At 35.8% G+C, this 16,493-nt stretch carries 14 protein-coding genes and 1 other annotated feature; of the genes, 11 read left to right on the top strand and 3 right to left on the bottom strand.

Features of this window, described 5'->3' with window-relative positions; all coding sequences use genetic code 11:
- The 3 genes from IGK70_RS10110 to IGK70_RS10100 form a co-directional block, all read right to left on the bottom strand.
- Entirely contained in the window at positions 1-900 is a 900-nt protein-coding gene (locus tag IGK70_RS10110; protein WP_033640529.1) for a nucleotidyltransferase domain-containing protein, read from the bottom strand.
- A 318-nt stretch (positions 901-1,218) separates the two neighbouring features.
- Entirely contained in the window at positions 1,219-1,545 is a 327-nt protein-coding gene (locus IGK70_RS10105; RefSeq protein WP_002362235.1) for an AzlD domain-containing protein, read from the bottom strand.
- Complete coding sequence (locus IGK70_RS10100) at positions 1,532-2,239, bottom strand: AzlC family ABC transporter permease (RefSeq protein ID WP_002356628.1); 708 nt, start codon at positions 2,237-2,239, stop codon at positions 1,532-1,534. Before IGK70_RS10100 ends, IGK70_RS10105 begins: the two co-directional genes overlap by 14 nt.
- Positions 2,240-2,452: 213 nt before the next feature.
- On the opposite strand from IGK70_RS10100, the gene IGK70_RS10095 reads away from it, so the two are divergent.
- The 11 genes from IGK70_RS10095 to IGK70_RS10045 all read left to right on the top strand — a co-directional run bounded on the left by IGK70_RS10095 (position 2,453) and on the right by IGK70_RS10045 (position 16,364).
- Entirely contained in the window at positions 2,453-3,004 is a 552-nt protein-coding gene (locus IGK70_RS10095; protein ID WP_071981553.1) for a helix-turn-helix domain-containing protein, read from the top strand.
- Positions 3,005-3,116: 112 nt separating this feature from the next.
- Positions 3,117-4,448: a hypothetical protein gene (locus IGK70_RS10090; RefSeq protein ID WP_002407190.1), complete on the top strand. Its 1,332-nt coding sequence runs from the start codon at positions 3,117-3,119 to the stop codon at positions 4,446-4,448.
- Positions 4,449-4,623: 175 nt separating this feature from the next.
- Positions 4,624-8,928 (top strand): bacterial Ig-like domain-containing protein, encoded by a 4,305-nt coding sequence (locus IGK70_RS10085; protein WP_438775238.1) that lies wholly within the window; start codon positions 4,624-4,626, stop codon positions 8,926-8,928.
- Positions 8,929-9,126: 198 nt separating this feature from the next.
- Positions 9,127-9,828: a bacterial Ig-like domain-containing protein gene (locus tag IGK70_RS10080; protein ID WP_002376645.1), complete on the top strand. Its 702-nt coding sequence runs from the start codon at positions 9,127-9,129 to the stop codon at positions 9,826-9,828.
- Positions 9,829-11,265, top strand: coding sequence for a helix-turn-helix domain-containing protein (locus tag IGK70_RS10075; protein ID WP_002356635.1), 1,437 nt, complete (start codon positions 9,829-9,831; stop codon positions 11,263-11,265). It abuts the gene before it with no gap.
- 243 nt (positions 11,266-11,508) lie between these two features.
- Complete coding sequence (locus IGK70_RS10070; RefSeq protein ID WP_002367107.1) at positions 11,509-12,696, top strand: FtsW/RodA/SpoVE family cell cycle protein; 1,188 nt, start codon at positions 11,509-11,511, stop codon at positions 12,694-12,696.
- Between the two features lie 24 nt (positions 12,697-12,720).
- Complete coding sequence (locus tag IGK70_RS10065) at positions 12,721-13,080, top strand: arsenate reductase family protein (protein WP_002376650.1); 360 nt, start codon at positions 12,721-12,723, stop codon at positions 13,078-13,080.
- A 5-nt stretch (positions 13,081-13,085) separates the two neighbouring features.
- Entirely contained in the window at positions 13,086-13,400 is a 315-nt protein-coding gene (locus IGK70_RS10060; protein WP_011109554.1) for a glycine cleavage system protein H, read from the top strand.
- Between the two features lie 53 nt (positions 13,401-13,453).
- Positions 13,454-13,701: a binding site (T-box leader), on the top strand.
- Between the two features lie 113 nt (positions 13,702-13,814).
- A complete protein-coding gene (locus tag IGK70_RS10055) occupies positions 13,815-14,852 on the top strand; it encodes a methionine ABC transporter ATP-binding protein (protein WP_002356639.1) in 1,038 nt (345 codons plus the stop codon).
- Positions 14,845-15,531 carry a methionine ABC transporter permease gene (locus IGK70_RS10050; protein WP_002356640.1) on the top strand — a complete coding sequence of 229 codons (687 nt, stop codon included), beginning with the start codon at positions 14,845-14,847 and terminating at the stop codon, positions 15,529-15,531. Before IGK70_RS10055 ends, IGK70_RS10050 begins: the two co-directional genes overlap by 8 nt.
- A gap of 14 nt (positions 15,532-15,545) precedes the next feature.
- Positions 15,546-16,364, top strand: coding sequence for a MetQ/NlpA family ABC transporter substrate-binding protein (locus tag IGK70_RS10045; protein ID WP_016616121.1), 819 nt, complete (start codon positions 15,546-15,548; stop codon positions 16,362-16,364).
- The last annotated feature ends 129 nt before the right edge of the window (positions 16,365-16,493 follow it).

The following is a 16,493-nucleotide window of genomic DNA, read 5'->3' as shown; positions in this document are numbered from 1 at the left end:
TTAGTACTCCATAAATGACCATAGAGAGTTTACAAAACTTGACACATCGTCACTTGTCCATTTTCTATTATTATGGAATAAATAAAACATTCCACTAACTTCTGTCCAGTTTTTATATGAATTATCGTTAATTGATGATTCGAGAAAAATTAGAGTTTGTTTAATAGTTTCATCCCATGTGTCATAGTCATTAATGTAATTATTAGGAACATTCCAGATTAAGCATTCGATTAAAAAAGAGGTAATGTTTTCGTTAGTAAAATGGTTTTCTGCAGTCATTTTATTTCTTAAACGTTTTATTACTCGGACAAGTCTTTTGTAATTTTTATGGGTTTGGTTATTTTTTTCAATACCATTATTAATGTGAACTTTTGGATAATTAACTACTGAAGTATTATCTGATGCAAAATATTTTATACCTTCAATATAGTTGTTTGGAGAAGAACTATTTTTATATTCATAATTTCTATATAGAAGACTTGGTATGCAGTCAGCTTCAACTCTATAGGAGTTTGAAGTAATTTTTATGGATTTATTACCTACAGTTACATTCCCAGTTCCAAATTTATTGGTAAGCGCTGTAAGAATCAAATCCTTATACTCATTATAGGTAATAGTTCCATCAGTAAAGCCATAGTCGGAATCTGTTTTACCTTCGGGATATTTCGAATAAAATGTACTGGTGAGCATGATATTTACATCAATATCACTGTTGGTTCTAACGTTAGTATTATTTCCATAAGAACCTTGCACAAAAACTTCATAGACTAAATTATCAAAATTATTATCATTTTTTATGGCGGATTTAATCATTTTAATGGTATTTTCAATTCTATCTTCTTCTGTAACGCTTGCGGGTTTTGTCCAACCACTTAATGTAGATTCACTAAATTTACTCAAGATAAAGACTCCTAACTTATTTTTTTGATAATATTGTATCATATAAATTTATAAGTGTTACTATGAATTGGAAAAAATAATTTCAGAAGTTCAGATAGCTAAAATTTGTTATATTTTTATGTCTAAAAATGACTAGAGTATTCTTTATTATGTCTAGTTTTTGTATTATTTGTAATAGCAATGTTGATTTAAAAGTATTTATAAATAAAAAGCAATATTTTATTTACTCGTAACGCGTAGGTCACAGGTTCGATCCCTGCAGCTGGCATCTAAAAAAACAGACAGGCACTACCAGATGGTAGTGCCTGTCTGTTTTTTTTAGATAAAATTTTGGATTAGTGCAAATGAAGCAATGCCTACCAGTACAATAAGCAATAAGTTTTTAGTAAGTATTGCGGCTAAAATGGTAGGGAATGAAGCGAATAAATAAGGAAGATTGAGGCTTGGTAAATGCCCAATTCTTTGTTCAAATAAGCTACTAAACCATAAGGCGGACATAATCACAATGGGAACAAAACTTAGATATTCTAATAATTTCTGTGGCAGACTGATTTTTTTTAAAAGTAAAAATGGCAGTATTCTTGAAAGCCAGGTTGCAACGGTACAGCCTAAAATTGTTAAAAAGAGATACTCAGAAGAAGGCATGTTTTATCATCACTCCTATTCCACACCCGATTAACGTGACAACTAAGACAATTAAATTACTGGGAATAAAAATTAGACCAATAGACATCAACCCAAAAGTAATCAGGACCATGATGAGTTGTAAAGCGATTTTCATGGAACGATCACTAATTATCTGCAGATAGAGTAAACCAATGAACATAGCCACGACCGCAAACTCAAGACCTAATGCTTGAGGGTTTGCAATAAAGCGCCCTAGATAGGCACCGATGATCGTCGAAAAAACCCAAGTCGCATAGGAAATCAAATTGGCAGCATTAAACCACTCAAAACTTAAACGTCCTTTGGTATGGTTTAATTTATTCATTCCTAGTGCAAAACTTTCATCCGTCAGTAAGGTTCCCAACCAGAGATTTTTACCGAGAGATTCGGCTTTAAAGTAAGGCGCAATGGTCATTCCCATAAGAATCATACGCGCATTTACTAAGAAAGTCGCTAACACAATAGATAAGATAGGGCTGCCGCCAGTCAACATACTAACTGTTACAAACTGAGCAGATCCTGCAAAAATAAAAAACGACATCGCACTAACAATCAGAGGGGAAAAACCTGCTGCTTGTCCTACGATACCAAAAGCAATGCCAATACCAATATAGCCAAAAACCGTTGGCAAGGCTTCACGAATGCCAGTGCGTGCATCTAATTGGTGGTTCATTCTCTTTTTTTCCTTCTTTCTGTATAAAATTTAAACACGTGTGTCTGAAAATCTAGACCTTCGATAATAAGACACAACGAGCGAATGAGCGTTTTCATTATTAACCACTCCTTTTGAACAACTAAGATATATATTGTATAATACAATAAAGAATACTTTTGTTCAATATATTAAACTTTTGGATGATAAAAAGAAGCAGAAGGAGCAACTATTTTGGAGATTAATACAATTATTGGCAATAATTTAAAAAAAATTAGACAAGAAAAAAAACTTACGTTAGATGAACTAGCTGGGATAACCGGAGTGAGTAAAGGGATGCTTTCGCAGATTGAAAAAGGAACCACCAACCCTACCATAAATACAATTTGGAAAATAAGTAATGGACTCAATGTTCCATATACGTATTTATTAGAAGATGACTATGTTAAAGAAAATCCCGTGGTTAAAAAAACTGAGACGGTAACACAACATTCTGAAGATCACTCCTATCGAGTCTTTAATTACTACTCAGACAACCAGGAAAGAAACTTTGAACTCTTTCAGTTTGAATTAGATCCAGGGAAAAAGTATCAAGCTGTTGGGCATTCAAAACGTTCGACAGAATATGTCATGGTTATTCAAGGATCATTAGCTATTGAAGTGGGCGGTCAGAGATACCTTCTTCCAAAAGACGCCGCTATGTATTTTGATGCTAATCAAGTACACACGTATATAAATGATGGAACAGAGAAAGTCCAAGCTGTTGTCATTAACTATTATACGTAACAGTGGAAAATAAACATTAGGAAATTGCTACATCTGTTATTTTATGGACAAAAAAAGTAAACAATGCTACCCTAAAAATAATAGAAAATGAAAGATAAAAGAAGAGGTCAAAATGAATAAAAAAATTGAAAGTCTTGGTAATACAGCATTAAGTTTACTAAGTAATACGATTATAGTTGTGCCTTATTTACTTTACATTCAATTGAGTGATGGACACAACCTTCTAACAATTTTACCATTTGTCTTATTTTATACATTGCGTATGACAGGCATTTTTCTAGTTCGAGGAATTAATTTGTCTTTGACTAGTCTAGGTCTACTAAAGATTTCTCTATTGTTAGGTTTGGCAGGATCCTTAATTGGGATCGCCGGCGCTTTTTCTTTCCCGCTTTATAGTATTTCAGGAATGTTGTTAGGACTTAGTGGGGCGTTGTTGCCACCAAGTAATCAATCAATTCGCTTTTTCTTGAAAGAAGAAGGTCAAAAAATTAGTCACAGCAATCTTTTAACGACAGTCTTATTGACCGCTGTTTTATTTGGCGCTTTATTTTTTAAAGCGACTGAGATTGGACTGGCGTTATTGGTGTACGCGCTCTATTTTCTGGTTGCTTTAGTAGCAATCAAGAGCTATCCTGTTTCATTAAACGAGCTAGAAGAAGAATCAGCAGAAGTTTCACGAAAAGAATTAATTCTGTTTGTTATCTTTTTTGTGTTATTACTTTTATTAAGAAGTGGTCGCTTATTAACGAATGCGGTGGAATTTGATTATGCGATTGTTGGCGCCTGCTGTTTCTTTGTGGTGGCTGTCCTTTTCGTTAGTCATTATGGCAAACGCGGCGCATATAAAGTATCATTAGAAATGAATCTTGCGACCTTGATTAACGGGATTGTGGGGAACTATTTATTTTTATTTGGTTCCATTTATGTTGCAGGGGTTTATGGCAGAGCTCATATGGGCATCTATCTCTATTTACCTTATGTTTTAGGGATGATTTTTGCAATGATTGCAGCTAGTAAAACGAAACAATGGTCAAACAACATACCAATGGTTGGTCTGGCGGGAAGTTTGGGAATATTACTTCTTACCTCGTGGACTATTTTAGGCCTGTTTCTCTTGAGTTTTTTCAAAAGCACATTGAACAGCTTTTTAGCTAGGCGATATTATCAAGAGACAGATTTGCCAAAAGATAGCCGCATCCTTATCAAATATACAACACAAACAAAAGGGAGTTTATTCCATCAATTTATTTTGATGGCGCTTATGTTAGTCACTGTAGTAGGCAAAGGTGGTACGACACAATTTTTATTAGAATTGACTGGCGGCAAAGGCATTTCAATGCAAACAAGTCAATTTTTAACTTTTATTAAAAATAGTAACTCGCTCTTAGTGTTATTGTTTATTGCAGTTTATTTCGTGGTCGTTTTTCGTCAAAAGAAACGATAATTTACAAATATTAATAAAAAAATACTTGGAAAAACAGTGATTGTGGCTGATTTTCCAAGTATTTTTTTATGAAAAGATGTTTTTTTTTTTTGAAGATTCAAAAAAAATTAATCAATTGTTTCATTTTTAACAAGCTATTATTAGGTTATATGAATTTTATTGAAAGGGGATTAGTATGAAGAAAAAAACTTTTTCTTTTGTGATGTTGAGTATACTTCTCGCACAAAATTTCGGGTTTGCCGTAAATGCCTATGCTGTAACAACGACAGAAGCACAAACAGAGACCATTGATACAGCAAAAAAAGAGGCAGAGTTATCGAACTCAACACCATCTTTACCTTTAGCAACAACGACTACTTCAGAAATGAATCAACCAACTGCAACAACTGAATCGCAAACCACAGAGGCGAGCACAACAGCTTCCAGTGATGCTGCTACACCATCTGAACAACAAACAACGGAGGGCAAGGACACCTCACTTAATGAAAAAGCCCTACCAGATGTTCAAGCGCCAATTACAGATGAACTACTTGACAGTATGAGTCTTGCGCCGATTGGTGGAACAGAATACAGCCAAACAGAGGTTCACCGCGAATTAAATACAACACCGGTAACCGCTACGTTCCAATTTGCTGTTGGAAACACGGGTTATGCACCTGGATCAGTTTATACAGTTCAATTACCAGAACATTTAGGTTATTCAACTGTCAGCGGAGAAGTGACAGGCATTGGCGCAACTTGGGCAGTCGATGCGGCAACCAAAACATTAAGTATTACGTTTAATCAGCGAGTTTCGGATACCTCCTTTAAAGTAGAACTAAAAAGTTATCTAACAACAGAGGCGGAACCATTAATCAAAATTGAAACTCCAGGAAAAAATAAAAAAACCTACTCGTTTGATTTATATGAACAAGTAGAACCAATTCAATATAACGAACGAACCAGAACGACAGGGTTAGATGGCGAAATTTTTTATAATTTAGACCGGACGTTAACTGGCAATCAAACATTAGAATTATTAACAACAGAGACGCCAGGCGCTGTCTTTGGAAAACAAGATAACTTGGAACCTCAAGTTTTCAGTTACGATGTCGACATTAATGGTCAAATTTTACCAGAAACGCAAACCCTGTTAACACCTGGCAAAGATTATACATTAAGCGATAATTCACTAGGGCGGATTGCTGTAACTGTTCCAAACATGAATCAACAAAAAGCCTATTCCTTATCGATTAATCGGACAATTTATTTAGAGAGTGCTTCGGACTATAACTACTTATATTCGCAGCAGTATCCAACAACAAAAATTGGGTCAATTTCTTTGAAAAGTACGACAGGAACTAAACAAACAACCGATTTTACTGCTAAGACGAGTCAAACAAGTAAAGTAATTGCTGATCGTGAAATGCGTAGTATGTCCTATATCAGTTTTCAAAGCAAAGGGAAATATTATGTAACAATTTATGGCACGTTAACAGAAACAAAAGTGGGTCAACAAATCGTATTAGAGAGTACAAACGGTCAAGAAATTAAGAATCCTAAATTTACGGCGTATGGACCTTTATATGAAAATGTAAAATTGGAAGACTATTTTGATATTAAAACTGAAGGTGGCAGGCTCATCTTAACGGCCACAAAAGATAGCTATTTAAGAATAAATATTTCTGATTTAACAATGGATTTTGACAAGAAGGACATTAATCTATCATTAAGTACACCTGTAATTGGTCCCAATAAAGCCATTCAATTAGTATCCGATCAATATATTGAACCCATTAGTGTTGTTAATCCTTTGAATGCTGAAACTGCTTGGGGTAATTATGATCAAAATGGTGCCTATTCATCAAGAACAACTGTCTCAGTTATGGGAAGCAAAGAGACACCGATTCAAAATTTAGAAATTAAAGTAAAGCATCCTAATTATCTTTCATTGCGAGCTACAAAAGAAATTTATTTTTATTACAAGTTAGGAACGGATTATACAGTAACGCCAACGTCAGATGGTTCAGTTATTAAGTTCACTACGCCAATAACCAACGAAATCCAAATTCCAATTGGTTTTAATTATGTGCCAGATAGTTTGCCAAAAGATAAAAGTATCCCAGTCGATACGATACCGATAACAATGAGTGCTGAAGGTTTAACTCCAGTTGATACGACAGTAACTACTAATAGTAAGCGTGGTTCTGAACGAACACTTCAAAGTAGTAAAAATCAATTCCTTGTCAATGCACGAAATGATTCTTTTGACTCACTAAGCGTCCGTACAAAAATTCCAGCTGGCGCCGATGTTCTTTTTGACATTTATGATGTTTCAAACGATCAGGTAGATTCAATTTATCCACAATACTGGGATCGTGGCTATTATTTTGATAAACCAATGTCACCAGACAGTCCTGGATACCCAACGATTACTTTTGACGAAAATACCAATAGTTACACGTTTGATTTTGGAAAAACCAACAAACGTTACATTATTGAGTATAAAAATGCCAATGGCTGGATCGACGTGCCAACTCTTTATATAACAGGGACAGCGAAAGAACCACAATCGAATAATAATGAAGGGTCTGCTACGGTTTCTGTTCAAAATGAAGCGTTAGACATTTTGAGTGCAACACAAGCGGCGAATCCAACATTAAAAAATGTAACAAAAACGACAGTAACAACAAAAAATATTGATAATAAAACACATCGCGTGAAAAATCCAACGATTGAATTAACACCAAAAGGCACAACCAATGCTCAAATCGATTTGAATTCTATTACCGTGAAAGGCGTGCCAGAAGATGCTTATTCATTAGAGAAGACTACAAACGGTGCGAAAGTCATTTTTAAAGACTATACATTGACAGAAAACATTACGATTGAATACAATACTGTCTCTGCAAACGCTGGCCAAATCTATACAGAAATAACAATCGACTCTGAAACATTGAACCAGATGTCTGCTAGCAAGAAAAAAGTCACCACTGCACCAATCACATTGAAATTCTCAGAAGGCGATGCGGAAGGCATTGTTTATTTAGCAACTGCCACATTCTATACGCATAACATAGAGGATGAAAACCAAGCAATTGCGAAGGTTTCTTTTGAACTAATTGATAATGTCACGCATACAGCAACCGAATTTACAACAGATGAAAAAGGTCAATACTCCTTTGATGCCATCATGACAGGTGATTATACTTTGCGAGTAACGAATGTACCGCAGGAATATTCCGTGGATGAAGAGTATTTGACAGGAAAAGCCATTAAGCTGGTCAAAGGAGACAATCAACTAAAAATTCCATTAACTAAAACAATTGATCACAGTCGTTTACAAGTCAAAGATACAACGATTTATGTCGGCGATTCATGGAAACCAGAAGAGAACTTTGTTTCAGCAACAGATAAAACAGGTCAAGATGTTCCCTTCGAAAAAATCACTGTTTCAGGTCAAGTTGATACTAGCAAAGCAGGCGTTTATCCAATCGTATACAGTTACGAAGGTAAAGAAGAAACAGCTAATGTGACCGTCAAAGCCGACCAGTCTAAGTTAGAGGTCAAAGATTCAACGATTTATGTTGGTGATTCGTGGAAACCAGAAGATAATTTCGTTTCAGCGACAGACAAAACAGGTCAAGACGTTCCGTTTGAAAAAATTGATGTTCAGGGAACAGTGAATGTTGATAAAATAGGCGATTATGAAATTGTCTATAAAAATGGCACAAAAGAAGCGAAAGCAATCGTTCATGTCCGTGATGACAGTCAGTTAGAGGTCAAAGATACAACAATTTATGTGGGTGATAAATGGGAAGCAGAAGATAACTTCGTTTCCGCGACAGACAAAACAGGTCAAGACGTTCCCTTCGAAAAAATCACTGTTTCAGGTCAAGTTGATAACACCAAAGCAGGCGTTTACCCAATCGTATACAGTTACGAAGGTAAAGAAGAAACAGCCCATGTGACCGTCAAACCCGACCAATCTAAGTTAGAGGTCAAAGATACAACGATTTATGTTGGTGATTCGTGGAAACCAGAAGATAATTTCGTTTCAGCGACAGATCGTGACGGTCATGCTATATCCTTTGATAAAGTTCAAGTAAAAGGGGAAGTTGATACAAAGAAAACAGGAGAGTACCAGATTTCCTATACCACTGAGCCAGTTAATGAAACCAAACCAGCTGTGCAGTCACGACTTTTCTCAATGTTTTCAAACGAAACACCTCGTCAATTGACGACAGTAGCAACTGTTCATGTGATTGATCGTAATCCTACACCACTACCAGATAAAAATGAGAACAACCAGACTAGTTCCTCAACGAATCAAACCACGATAAAACGTAGTCAGTATGTCACACATATTGTGAAACCTGACAAGCAGGGCCGTTATCCAAAAACGGGAGAACAAACTAATGGTCTATATCGTGTGCTAGGACTTGTTGTGTTACTTATTGTGATTATTAGTGGTATAGTCATCAAGAAGAAACGAAAATAATTAAATGAGCGTGGGGCAAAAGTTTAAAGTAACTTTTGTTCCACGCTTAAAAGATGAATAAGTGCATGAATGAGGGTAGCTGTTTCCTTGGAAAATAGGAAGTTTTACAAGTGACTTTTATTTTAAGAACACCTATTAGCAGGTTTTTCTGTTAAGATAGTTATTTTTATGAAATAGTTTGGAGGAATAATAAACGAGATGAACCAGCGAACTATTTATTATGGTAGTATCGGCACAGCCTTATTTCTTTCTTCAGGAATGTTGATTGCTTCAGTGAATAGCTATGCAAACGAAGCGACAACACCAGGCAAATACACCGTGACTTATGAAGTGGATGGCAAAATTGAAACAGCAACCATTACGGTCAAAGAAAATCAAACGGAACTTAAATTAAAAGACACGTTTTTAGGAGTTAATCAAGCATGGTCACCCTTAGACAATGTCGTTTTTCTAAAAGATAAAGAGGGTCGCCCTTTAAATTTAGAAAATGTAATTATAGAAAATAATGTAAATACTCAAAAAGTAGGCCTTTATTTTGTAACCTTCCGTTACGAGTCATACCTTTCTATTGCGAAGGTGTATGTCAACCCTACTAATTTTGCTGCAGAGGGGAATATGCTTGCAGAGCTTCCTTATAGTCATGCAATGATTGGGCCAGAAAGACCAATTATTGCCTCGAGACAGGACAAGGAGCAACAAACAAAACAGGAGAAAAAGAAAAATAAAATTGAACAGGAACGAGTAAATAAAAAGGTGCTGTTAAATGATGAGTTGTTGAAAAAAATAGATACGATAGCCCCAGTGGAAATTACTGGAGGAGCGGCAAGTGGGGCCTCTCAATTTGGCACCACTTTAAGCTTCCTGTCAGGCTCACTTTTGTATGGAACAAGGAGAGTTTAAATGGAATTCTTGTTATTAGATGATCGGGAAAATTTAAAATTAGCGATTATTAGAAAGTTAGAGCAACAATATTCATTTTCTGAACGAAAAGATCGTTTATGTAAGCAATTAGCTATTTCTCCTTATTTGCTAGAACGGAACATAACAGAAATCAATGCAGATTTGCAACGCTTTGGTCTGATTAATGAGATGGAAATCAGTGAAAAAAATAATGAAATTTTGTTATCTCAAAGCCTTCGTATTTCTTCAAGTATTATTGAAGAATATTATTTAAAAGACTCGTTAGAATTTAATCTATTAAAAACTATTTTCTTTCATCAGTTTACCTCAATCAAAAAATATGGTGAAAAGCACGGGATGAGTCGAACGGTTGTATACAAAATTGTTGACCATATCCGGAAAGAATTAGGTCAATACGGTATTAAGTTATCCAAAAATTTACAACTTAGCGGCAATGAAATGGCGATTAGACAATATTTTACTATGCTTTATTACCGAATTTACAAAGATTCTGAAGAATTATATAATCAAACAGATCTTCGCGCAGTGAACCAATTATTGGCTCAATTGAAAGGCTCTTATGAAAATATCACTAATTTTCATTTATTTAAACATTATGTATTGGTGGCGTTAGAACGAACGCAAAGAAAAGCTAATTATTTTTTATCCCAAGAAGAAAATCCATTCGCTTTTGATGAAGAAAGTTCGATTTATCAAGAAATTCAAAGTTGGATCAACGAAGTGATGAAGGCGACTCATGCAGAGAAAAACGCAGAAATTCAAGGAATTATCGGCAATTTATCGGTCTATCAAAGTGAACTTATTTCGGAACATTTGCTAAGTTCTCACAATGAGGCAATTACGGCTACGAAAACATTATTCTTTTCTTATATGCCGTTTACAATTTCGGACGAAGAATTTTATCAAGAAATTGTTCCGATTATTTATCAACATCGTTTTATTACGCCGTTCATCGATATCACCTTACGAATTATGGATTTAGAATTTTTTCAGGAACGCTACCCAATTGTTTTTAATAGCTGTCGTCAGTTTTTATTTGCGTTGGATTGCTCGGCGTTTGAGTTTAGTAAGCTTTCTTTATTTTTTGATTTGCTATTAGTGTTATCCCGTCTTTATGACCAAAGGAATGAAAAAAGCACGATCAATCTTTATGTGAATTTTACGCAAGGAGAAAAATATACTCAGTTTATCAAAGAACAAATCAAAATATTCGAATCTTTCAGCATTCACTTTCATTCAGCGATTCGACCAGATACTGATTTAGTAGTTTCGGATTATTTACCAAAAACGTTATTTTCAGTAAAATGTTTAATTTGGTTAGCGCCTCCGCGAGCCAGTGACTGGCAAAATTTTGGCAACGAAATTGTCCGAATTAATAAAGAGCTACAACAAACGAAACAAAGAAAAAGCGAATAAAAACAGTCGCAACGTGTTTTAGTTGCGACTGTTTTTTGTTACTGAATGTTTATAGTAAACTTTCTCATTATCACTGATGTAAAAAATTTTAAATAAAAGCCAAATAGGATTGAAGAAAAAGAAAAAATTGCTAGTGAAGGACCAATTCTCTAAAGTTTTTCTCAAATATAGTAGAATTCCTTTCTTTTCTTCTGTGAGAAAGATATAATAAAAAACGTATGAACAAAGGAAAAGGGATGACGAATGAATAGAAAAGAGAAAACAAATTTAGATAGTCGAATTGATTACGGCGTGATATTACCAGTTTTTCTTTTATCACTAATTGGTATGCTATCGCTTTACGTAGCGCTTTACAATGATCCAAGCAAACCTAAAATTGGTAGCTTGTTAATGAAACAAGGACTGTGGTATTTAGTCGGAGGATTAAGTATTGTCATTATTATGCATTTTAGCTCAAAATTACTCTGGCGGTTAACGCCCGTTTTTTATGCACTTGGATTAGTATTAATGGGATTACTACTGAAATTCTATGACCCCGTGCTAGCAGAGCAAACAGGTTCTAAAAACTGGATTCGCTTTGGTGGCACCACATTCCAACCATCGGAATTGATGAAGATTGCGTTTATTTTGATGTTGGCCTATATAGTGACCATGCATAATGTTAAATATGTGGACCGAACACTCAAAAGCGACTTTTGGCTAATCGCTAAAATGCTATTAGTCGCGATTCCGGTAATTGTTTTAGTACTTTTACAAAAAGACTTCGGGACGATGTTAGTTTTCTTAGCCATTTTTGGGGGAGTTTTCTTAATGTCTGGCATTACTTGGAAAATTATTGTGCCCGCCTTTATCATAGCTGCTCTAGTCGGAGCTGGAACCATCTACTTGGTAACAACAGAAACAGGAAGAGACTTATTGTCTAAAATTGGCATTAAAGCTTATCAATTTGATCGGATTGATTTATGGCTAAATCCTTTCCATACAGATCCAGATCGCTCATTCCAACCAGCGCTAGCATTAACAGCAATTGGTTCTGGGGGCCTTTTCGGAAAAGGCTTTAATGTGAGTGATGTGTATGTCCCTGTTCGTGAGTCAGATATGATTTTTACAGTTGTTGGTGAAAACTTTGGCTTTATTGGTGGCTGTTTCATTATTTTGTTGTATTTTATTTTAATCTACCGCATGATTCGCGTTTGTTTTGATACAAATAATGAATTCTATGCCTACATTGCCACAGGAATTATCATGATGATTTTGTTCCATGTTTTTGAAAACATTGGAGCGAATATTGGTTTACTACCATTAACTGGGATTCCATTACCGTTTATTAGTCAAGGTGGTTCTTCCATTTTAGGTAACATGATTGGGGTGGGCTTAATTATGTCCATGCGTTACCAACAAGAAACGGTTCGTACCAGAAGTGGTCGTTAAAGAAAGAAGAAAGAAGGGGTAGAAATGTACACACTTTATGAATATCCTAAATGCTCAACTTGTAAAAAAGCGAAAGCGTGGTTAGACCAACAAGGCGTTAAATACCAAGCAATTGATATTAAAACAACACCGCCTAGTAGTGAACAACTAGCAAAATGGATGAAAGAAACCGGCTTGCCTGTTCGTCGTTTTTTTAACACAAGTGGGGTTTTATATAGAGAACAAGGCTTAAAAGATCTTGTTGACAGTTTTTCTATTGAAGAAGCAAGTCAGCGCTTAGCTGCGGATGGCATGTTGATTAAGCGTCCAATTCTCTTAAAAGACAATACATTTCTAACGAATGGTTTTAAAGAAGCAGATTACGAAGGAGTGCTTGGAAAATGAGTGAAATGAAACAAATTGATCAATTATGGATCTTACCAACAGAAGCAGGTTATAAAATTGGTTTAACCGCCGAAGCCCAAGAGGATTTAGGAAAGATTACTTTTGCAACGTTTCCAAAAGTCGGACAAACATTAGCTAAAGGTGACTCTTTAATTGAATTAGAAGCAGAAAAAGCAGTCAGTGAATTCAGTAGTCCATTATCTGGTAAGGTAGTTGCGATTAATGAAGCGGCTGATCAAGAGCCAAGTGCATTAGATGAAGAAAATGCCTGGATTGCTGTTTTAGCAGATGTTGAACCAACAGAATTTGAAAATCTTTAGTCTTACGTTGACAAGGCCAATGTTTATTGCTATAATTTTCTCAATCTAATCAAAAGAAAGCTTTGAAAAGAAGAGTACATGTTAAGGACGTTTGAAGAGAGCCCTGTTTGCTGAGAATGGGTAACAGATTTAAGATGGAAGATGGTCTTTGAGCAGAGTAAGTGAGCGAAGCAGTGAACTTACTACGGGGCGCCCGTTACAGCCAACGGTATGCGAAGAATCAAGTACCGTATGAGGTTATTATTGAGAAATAATAGCGAATTAAGGTGGTATCACGAAATGACAAACTTTCGTCCTTTTTGCTGTAATAGCAAAAGGATGGAAGTTTTTTTGTTTTTATTAAGCAAATTCGTTTCATAAAAAGTGCGAAACCTTCAAAATAAGAAAGTAGAACAGAAAGAAGAGGAGAACAAAATGGCATTAATTGAATTACGTCATGTAAAAAAAGAGTTTTCCGGTAAAGCGGGTAAAGTCACGGCTTTAAAAGATATTGATTTAACAGTTGAATCAGGTGATATTTATGGCATTATTGGCTATTCAGGTGCAGGAAAAAGTACGTTGGTTCGCCTATTGAATGGACTTGAAACACCTACAGAAGGTGAAGTAGAAATTCAAGGACAAGATATTGCATTGTTGCCAAATAAAGAACTACGAAACTTCCGTAAAAAAATTGGGATGATCTTTCAACATTTTAATTTATTATGGTCACGGACGGTCCTAGAAAATATCATGCTCCCATTGGAAATTGCTGGCGTTCCAAAACAAAATCGGAAAAGCCGCGCAGAAGAGTTAATCAAGTTGGTTGGTTTAGAAGGACGGGAAACCGCCTACCCAAGTCAACTCTCTGGTGGGCAAAAGCAACGAGTGGGGATTGCCCGTGCCTTAGCTAACAATCCTGATATTTTGCTTTGTGATGAAGCAACGAGTGCTTTGGATCCGCAGACAACCGATGAAGTGCTAGAATTACTACTAAAAATCAACCAAGAATTAAATTTAACGGTTGTATTAATTACCCATGAAATGCACGTGATTCGTAAAATTTGTAATCGCGTAGCCGTGATGGAATATGGTGAAATTGTTGAAGAAGGTAAAGTGATCGATATTTTCAAAAAGCCTCAAACGGAAATTGCGAAACGCTTTATCCAACAAGAAGCGGATAAAAACATTGAAGAAACGGAACTGGTTGTTGAAGAAATGTTGGAACAATATCCGAATGGAAAAATTGTTCGCCTACTTTTCCACGGCGAACAAGCAAAATTGCCAATTATCTCGCATATTGTCCAAGAATATCAAGTAGAAGTCAGTATTATTCAAGGGAACATTCAGCAAACAAAGCAAGGTGCAGTGGGTTCTCTTTATATTCAATTATTAGGCGAAGAGCAAAATATTCTAGCAGCCATTGAAGGATTACGTAAACTTCGTGTAGAAACAGAGGTGATTGGAAATGAATAATCGTGGCTTAGCAAGTTTCTTTGATTTTTCCCAAATTGATATAAGTAAACTACAAGAAAAAACGATTGAAACACTCTATATGACAGGGATTTCAATCATAGTGGTCGCCATTTTAGGGCTGATTTTAGGACTACTACTTTTTGAAACGTCAGGCAGAAAAGGGATTTTGAGCCGATTACTGTATTGGCTAGTGGCCATTTTTGTAAATATTTTCCGTTCGATTCCGTTTATTATCTTAATCGTTCTGTTAATTCCTTTTACAAAAATTATTTTAGGGAGTATGTCTGGTGTCAAAGGCTCCTTACCAGCATTGATTATTTCCGCAGCACCTTTTTATGCTCGCATGGTCGAAATTGCTTTTCGTGAAGTCGATAAAGGCGTGATTGAAGCAGCCAAAGCAATGGGGGCCAATCGTTTCCAAATAATTTGGAAAGTTCTATTACCAGAAAGTCTGCCAGCACTTGTTTCTGGCTTAACCGTTACAACCATTTCTTTAGTGGGCTACACTGCAATGGCAGCTGCTATTGGAGCGGGTGGTTTAGGAAGTTTGGCGTATCAAGATGGCTTCCAACGTGGTCAAAATACAGTTACCTTAGTAGCAACGATTTGTATCTTAATTATTGTCTTTGCGATTCAATGGCTTGGGGATACAGTCGCTAAAAAAATAGATAAACGATAAATGGAGGGAATAAGATGAAAAAACGTACATTATGGTCAGTAATTACTGTAGCAGTAGCTGTCTTAATTTTAGGGGCTTGCGGCAATAAAAAGAGTGATGACTCGGTCTTGAAAGTTGGGGCTTCACCGGTTCCACATGCAGAGATTTTAGAACATGTAAAACCTTTATTAGAAAAAGAAGGCGTAAAACTAGAAGTGACGACTTATACAGATTACGTGCTACCTAACAAGGCGTTGGAAAGTGGTGATATCGATGCCAACTATTTCCAACATGTGCCGTTCTTTAATGAAGCGGTTAAAGAAAATGATTATGACTTTGTGAATGCAGGTGCGATTCATTTAGAACCAGTTGGGCTTTACTCGAAAAAATACAAATCGTTACAAGAAATTCCTGATGGTTCAACGATTTACGTTAGCTCTTCCGTTTCAGATTGGCCACGTGTTTTAACGATTTTAGAAGATGCTGGTTTAATCACGCTGAAAGAAGGGGTAGACCGGACAACTGCTACTTTCGATGATATTGATAAAAATACTAAAAAGTTGAAATTCAATCATGAAAGTGATCCAGCAATCATGACCACTCTTTATGACAATGAAGAAGGGGCTGCGGTTTTAATTAACTCAAACTTTGCCGTGGATCAAGGATTAAATCCGAAAAAAGATGCGATTGCCTTAGAAAAAGAAAGTTCACCTTATGCCAATATTATTGCGGTTCGTAAAGAAGACGAAAACAACGAAAATGTAAAAAAATTAGTCAAAGTGTTACGTAGCAAAGAAGTCCAAGATTGGATTACGAAAAAATGGAACGGTGCCATTGTTCCAGTCAATGAATAAAGAGAAAAAGACAATAGAATAAAAACTTGAGGTCGGGACAGGCGTGTTAAGCTTCAAGAAATAAGAAGAAAGTTCTGAAAGATGCTTTTTGTCTCTCAAGGACGTTCAGCTTATTTCCGAAGAAGCTGC

The organism is Enterococcus sp. DIV0358, from assembly GCF_051713465.1.
GTDB classification, from domain to species: Bacteria; Bacillota; Bacilli; order Lactobacillales; family Enterococcaceae; genus Enterococcus; species Enterococcus faecalis.
This window is presented reverse-complemented; position numbering and strand designations above follow the sequence as displayed.

Bases quoted from the DNA above. Each gene is read 5' to 3' on its own strand.
- IGK70_RS10045 (WP_016616121.1), top strand. From the start codon at position 15,546: ATGAAAAAACGTACATTATGGTCAGTAATTACTGTAGCAGTAGCTGTC.
- IGK70_RS10085 (WP_438775238.1), top strand. From the start codon at position 4,624: ATGAAGAAAAAAACTTTTTCTTTTGTGATGTTGAGTATACTTCTCGCA.
- IGK70_RS10070 (WP_002367107.1), top strand. From the start codon at position 11,509: ATGAATAGAAAAGAGAAAACAAATTTAGATAGTCGAATTGATTACGGC.
- IGK70_RS10100 (WP_002356628.1), bottom strand. From the start codon at position 2,239: ATGAACCACCAATTAGATGCACGCACTGGCATTCGTGAAGCCTTGCCA.
- IGK70_RS10065 (WP_002376650.1), top strand. From the start codon at position 12,721: ATGTACACACTTTATGAATATCCTAAATGCTCAACTTGTAAAAAAGCG.
- IGK70_RS10055 (WP_002356639.1), top strand. From the start codon at position 13,815: ATGGCATTAATTGAATTACGTCATGTAAAAAAAGAGTTTTCCGGTAAA.
- IGK70_RS10105 (WP_002362235.1), bottom strand. From the start codon at position 1,545: ATGCCTTCTTCTGAGTATCTCTTTTTAACAATTTTAGGCTGTACCGTT.
- IGK70_RS10090 (WP_002407190.1), top strand. From the start codon at position 3,117: ATGAATAAAAAAATTGAAAGTCTTGGTAATACAGCATTAAGTTTACTA.
- IGK70_RS10050 (WP_002356640.1), top strand. From the start codon at position 14,845: ATGAATAATCGTGGCTTAGCAAGTTTCTTTGATTTTTCCCAAATTGAT.
- IGK70_RS10060 (WP_011109554.1), top strand. From the start codon at position 13,086: ATGAAACAAATTGATCAATTATGGATCTTACCAACAGAAGCAGGTTAT.
- IGK70_RS10080 (WP_002376645.1), top strand. From the start codon at position 9,127: ATGAACCAGCGAACTATTTATTATGGTAGTATCGGCACAGCCTTATTT.
- IGK70_RS10075 (WP_002356635.1), top strand. From the start codon at position 9,829: ATGGAATTCTTGTTATTAGATGATCGGGAAAATTTAAAATTAGCGATT.